At 73.6% G+C, this 4,687-nt stretch carries 5 protein-coding genes; 2 read left to right on the top strand and 3 right to left on the bottom strand.

The features are described 5' to 3' along the window. On the bottom strand, positions 1-575 hold a 575-nt coding region (locus ABZY91_RS41345; protein ID WP_355409324.1), incomplete at its 3' end, for an alpha-amylase family glycosyl hydrolase. 326 nt (positions 576-901) lie between these two features. Between ABZY91_RS41345 and ABZY91_RS41350 the strand changes: the two genes are divergently transcribed. Next, a complete protein-coding gene (locus ABZY91_RS41350) occupies positions 902-1,423 on the top strand; it encodes a SigE family RNA polymerase sigma factor (protein WP_355409326.1) in 522 nt (173 codons plus the stop codon). Positions 1,424-1,547: 124 nt separating this feature from the next. Further along, on the top strand, positions 1,548-2,390 hold the full coding sequence (locus ABZY91_RS41355; RefSeq protein ID WP_355409328.1) for a hypothetical protein: 843 nt from the start codon (positions 1,548-1,550) through the stop codon (positions 2,388-2,390). Between the two features lie 87 nt (positions 2,391-2,477). Here the strand turns inward: ABZY91_RS41355 and ABZY91_RS41360 are convergent, their stop codons facing one another. Both ABZY91_RS41360 and ABZY91_RS41365 read right to left on the bottom strand, forming a co-directional pair. Further along, positions 2,478-2,816: a P-II family nitrogen regulator gene (locus ABZY91_RS41360; protein ID WP_327676485.1), complete on the bottom strand. Its 339-nt coding sequence runs from the start codon at positions 2,814-2,816 to the stop codon at positions 2,478-2,480. After that, the gene (locus ABZY91_RS41365) at positions 2,813-4,252 is read right to left on the bottom strand and encodes an ammonium transporter (protein ID WP_355409330.1); all 1,440 of its coding nucleotides are present in this window, start codon (positions 4,250-4,252) and stop codon (positions 2,813-2,815) included. Before ABZY91_RS41365 ends, ABZY91_RS41360 begins: the two co-directional genes overlap by 4 nt. Between the last annotated feature and the right edge of the window lie 435 nt (positions 4,253-4,687).

Raw genomic sequence — 4,687 nt, forward strand, 5'->3', positions numbered from 1 at the left:
CTGCCGGTGTCGAGGTCGGAGAGGTTGACCAGCTCACAGTTCTGCACGTTGGAGCGGTCGTTGTAGTTGCTGATCGCGGTGCGGCAGGAGTGGAAGTCCTGGTCCTGGTAGAAGCCGGGGTAGGTGTACTTGCCGTACGCGGTGCCGCCGGTGCCAGTCCCGGCGCCGGCCGACATGTGGTTGATCACCGCGTCGGCGATCACCTTGACGCCGGCGGCGTGGCAGGTGTCGATCATGTTCTTGAAGGCGGTCCGGTCGCCGAGTCGCCCGGCTATCCGGTAACTGACCGGCTGGTAGGAGGTCCACCACTGGCCGCCCTGGATGTGTTCCTGGGGCGGCGAGACCTCGACGAAGCCGTAGCCCTTCGGGCCGAGGGTGTCGGTGCAGGCCTTGGCGACCGAGTCGAAGCGCCATTCGAAGAGCGTCGCGGTGACGTCCCTGCCGCTGCCGGGCGGGGCCGCCTGCGCGGCGGGGGCGGCGGCGAGGGCCGCGGTGAGCGAGAGCGCGAGGGCCGCCGAGGCGGCGAGTGCGCCGGCCGTCCGGGCGGGCCTGCGGGCGGGGGCGGTGGTGACCACGTTGTCTCCTGGGGTGGCTGGGGTGGGGGCAGCCCGGGTACTGCGTGCGAAAGCTTGCTGAAACTTTCAGGAAACTTGCAGCGCTGAACCTAGAGTCGACACCGAGGCCCGTCAAGGGCCTGGAAGGAACGTTTCGGCAGCCCGAAAAACTCGTGTGCGACTTTCCCGGTCCCCGCAGCGTGGATAAGAACGGTGGCCGAGAACGATCGGTACCGCAGCAACAGGCGCGAGCGCGCGTCCGGGCAGTACACGCACGGGCAGCACACGCACGGGCAGCACCGGCCCGGGCAACACACGGCACGGGCAGCACACGCACGGGGGACGGCATGGACAGGGCGGGCGACTTCGAGGAGTTCGCGGCCAATCGGGCCGGACGGCTCTTCCAGGTCGCCTACCTGATGTGCGGCGACTGGCACCAGGCCCAGGACCTCGTCCAGACCACCCTCGCCAAGCTCTACTCGGTCTGGGGCCGGCTCCGCCGGGGCGACGACGAACCGTCGATCGACGCCTACGCCCGCAAGGTGCTGCTCCGCTGTTACCTCTCCCACCGACGGCTGCGCCGCTCCGGCGAGATCGCCGTCGCCGAGCTCCCCGACACCCCGGTCCGCCCCGACGACCAACCCGCCAACGGCTCCGAGCTGCGGCTCACCCTGGTCGCGGCACTGCGCACGCTGCCGCCCCGCAACCGCGCCGTGGTCGTCCTGCGCTACCTGGAGGACCACCCCATCGAGGCCGTCGCCGAGATGCTCGGCACCACCCCGGCCGCCGTCAAGGGGCTCTCCACCCGCTCGCTCGCCCGGCTGCGCGAGATCCTTGCGGACGACCGCGAACTGCTGTTCCGGCCCTGACGGCCACCCCGACCCGGCCGACCCTGACAGCCACCCCGCCCCACCGGCCCCGCCTCGCCGGCCCCGACCCGGACGCCCCGCCCCGGACGCCCCGCCCCGACCCACCGCCACCAGGAGCCCCGCCATGGCCCCCGACCCGGACCTCGAACACGACCTGGGCAGGCTGCTCGCCGACAGCGTCCAGGACCTGCACCCGCCGGTCGCCGTGATGATCGCCGAGGCCACCCGGCACGGCCGCGTGCTGCGCCGTCGCCGACGGCTGGGCACGGCCGCCTCGGCCGGCGCCGTGCTCGCGCTGGCCGTCACCGTCGCGTTGACGGGTCTGCCCGGGCCGGCCGGCGTCGGCACCGGCCCGGCCGCCCCGACCTCCGCCCCGAACGGCACGGCCGCGACGGCTTCGGCGACCGCGCCAACCGCCGACGCCGGCCCGGAGCTCCTGCGGGCGCGTCAGCGCACCGCGCTGCAGTCCGCGCTGGCCGGCCTGCTCGGCCCAGGCACCCGGCTGGACCCTGAGCCCGGCGCCGACCAGCTCACCCTCGACCCGGCGGCCGACGCCGTGCTCTGGACCAGGTACGACGACGGTCGGGGCGCGGCCACCGTCTCCGTCGAGGTGCACGGCCCGGCCTCGCAGGCCGCCGCCCCCACCTGCGAGCTCCGCACCGACGGGGAGCGGGAAGCCGGCTACCGCTGCTCGACGGTCCCCGGGCCCGGCCGGGACCCGCAGGTCGTCGAGGTCCTGGAGACGGCCGCCACCGGCTGGGTCACGTACCGGATCTGGACGCCCCTGCCGGACGGCACCCGGGTCGCGGTCGCCGTCCACAACGGCACTCTGCACGACCCCGACGACCCGATCCTCCACGCCCGGCGGACCAGGGACGCCCCGCCGCACGACCTGACGTGGTGGCAGGAGGCCGCCGCCGACGGCGCCTGGCGGCAGATCCCGGGGCTCGACGGACGGAGCCGGTGACGCGGGCACACCGGCACGCGCCGGAGCACGCGCGCCGAGGCGGGACCCTCCGGTCGGGGCCAGGGCCCCGACCGGACGGGCGCGGGCCTACACCGCGTCCGGTCCGCGCTCCCCCGTGCGGACCCGGACGATGGTCTCCACCGGCACCGCCCAGACCTTGCCGTCGCCGATCTTGCCGGTCCGGGCGGCCCGGACGATCTCCTCGATCACCAGGTCGGCGTCCTCGTCCTCGACGACGACCTCGATCCGGACCTTCGGCACCAGGTCGATCCGGTACTCCGCACCCCGGTACACCTCGGTGTGACCGTGCTGACGCCCGTACCCGCTGGCCTCGCTGACGGTCAGTCCGTGCACGCCGACGGCCTGCAGCGCGCTCTTGACGTCGTCCAGCTTGAACGGCTTGACGATCGCGGTGATCAGCTTCATGCGGAGGGCGCCTTGTCGGACGGGTGCGCGAGCACGGTGGCGGCGGTGCGGTCGGGGCCGTGGGCGGCCGAGAACACGGCGGCCCCCTGCCCCAGCACGCCGTGGCCCAGGACGCCGTGATCGTACGCGGTCTCGGCGTGCACGGCGAGGTCCAGGCCGGTGAGTTCCTGCTCCTCGTCGGCCCGGAAGCCCATCACCCGGCCGATCACCCGGCCGATCCCGTAGGTGGCCGCGAAGGAGTAGGCGGCGACGGCCAGGATCGCCACCGCCTGCTTGCCCAGCTGCCCGAAGCCGCCGCCGTGCAGGAGCCCGGCCGGGCCGCCGGTCATCGTGGCCGTGGCGAACAGGCCGATCAGCGCGGTGCCGATCACCCCGGCCACGAAGTGCACGCCCACCACGTCCAGCGAGTCGTCGAAACCGAAGCGGAACTTCCAGCTCACCGCGTACGAGCAGACCGTTCCCGCCGCCAGCCCGATCAGGAGGGCGCCGGGCAGGTCGACGCTGCCGCAGGACGGCGTGATGGCGACCAACCCGGCCACCGCGCCGGAGGCCGCGCCCAGGGTGGTGGCGTGGCCGTCCCGCCGCTTCTCCACCATCAGCCAGCCGAGGAGCCCGGTGCAGCCGGCCGCCTGGGTGTTGAGCAGGGCGGAGGCCGCCAGCCCGTTGGCGCCCAGCGCCGAGCCCGCGTTGAAACCGAACCAGCCGAACCAGAGCAGGCCGGCGCCGAGCAGGACCAGCGGCAGGTTGTGCGGGCGCATCGCCTCCTTCCGGAAGCCGATCCGCGGGCCGAGCAGCAGCGCCAGGGCCAGGCCGCTCGCCCCGCAGTTGACCTCGACGACGGTGCCGCCGGCGAAGTCCAGCGCGCCGAGCTTCGACAGGATCCAGCCGCCGGGCGCGAACACCCAGTGGGCGACGGGGACGTAGACCAGCAGCGTCCAGACGGCGGTGAAGGCCACCCAGGAGCCGAACTTGGCACGGTCCGCGATGGCACCGCTGATCAGCGCGGCGGTGATGATCGCGAAGGTGAGCTGGAAGGTGGCGAACAGCACGGTGGGGACGCGGCCGGTGACCGAGGACGGGGTGATCCCGGCCATCCCCAGGTGGTCCAGGCCGCCGATCAGGCCCCAGCCGCCGGCGTCCGGGCCGAAGGCGAGCGAGTAGCCGGCCAGCAGCCAGACCACGGTGACGACGGCGATCGAGACGAAGCTCATCATGATCATGTTGAGCACGCTCTTGGTGCGGACCATACCGCCGTAGAACAGCGCCAGGCCGGGCGTCATCAGCAGGACGAGGGCGGTGCTGGCGAGCAGCCAGGCGGTGTCGCCGGTGTCGATGACGGGCGGCGCTCCGGCGGCCGGCGCGTCGGCCAGACGAACGGCCAGACGAGCGGCCGGGTGGCCGACCGGGTGATCGGCCGGGAAGGCGGCCAGGGGCATGGGGTACCTCCGGGGGTCCTGCGACGTGGTCCTGCGGCGGGGTCCTGTGACAGCATCTTCCGCCGCCGTCCTGCGGCGGAGCGCGTGCCGGAAGTGTGGCGAGGCCGGATTTCCGGTCGCGGACGGCCGCGTTTCACGCGTGTTTCGTGTTGCCCGCCGGTTGCTCCGGCGTGACCGGCGGGTTTCCGGGAACTCACGGCGCCGCCCGGGTACGCCACAGGGCCCGGCGGCCGAAAGCCGCCGGGCCCTGCCCCTGTCTTACCTGGCCTTGCCGGGTCTACCGGCGCCGGGTCAGCTCGTGGCGATCGCGGTGTCGTCGATCACGAAGCTGGTCTGCAGCGAGGCGTCCTCGGTGCCGGTGAACTTGATCGTCACCGACTGGCCCGCGTAGGCCGAGAGGTCGAAGGTGCGCAGCTGGTAGCCGGAGGCCGCGTC

Origin of the sequence: Kitasatospora sp. NPDC002965 (genome assembly GCF_040611255.1) — a bacterium.
Classification (GTDB): Bacteria; Actinomycetota; Actinomycetes; order Streptomycetales; family Streptomycetaceae; genus Kitasatospora.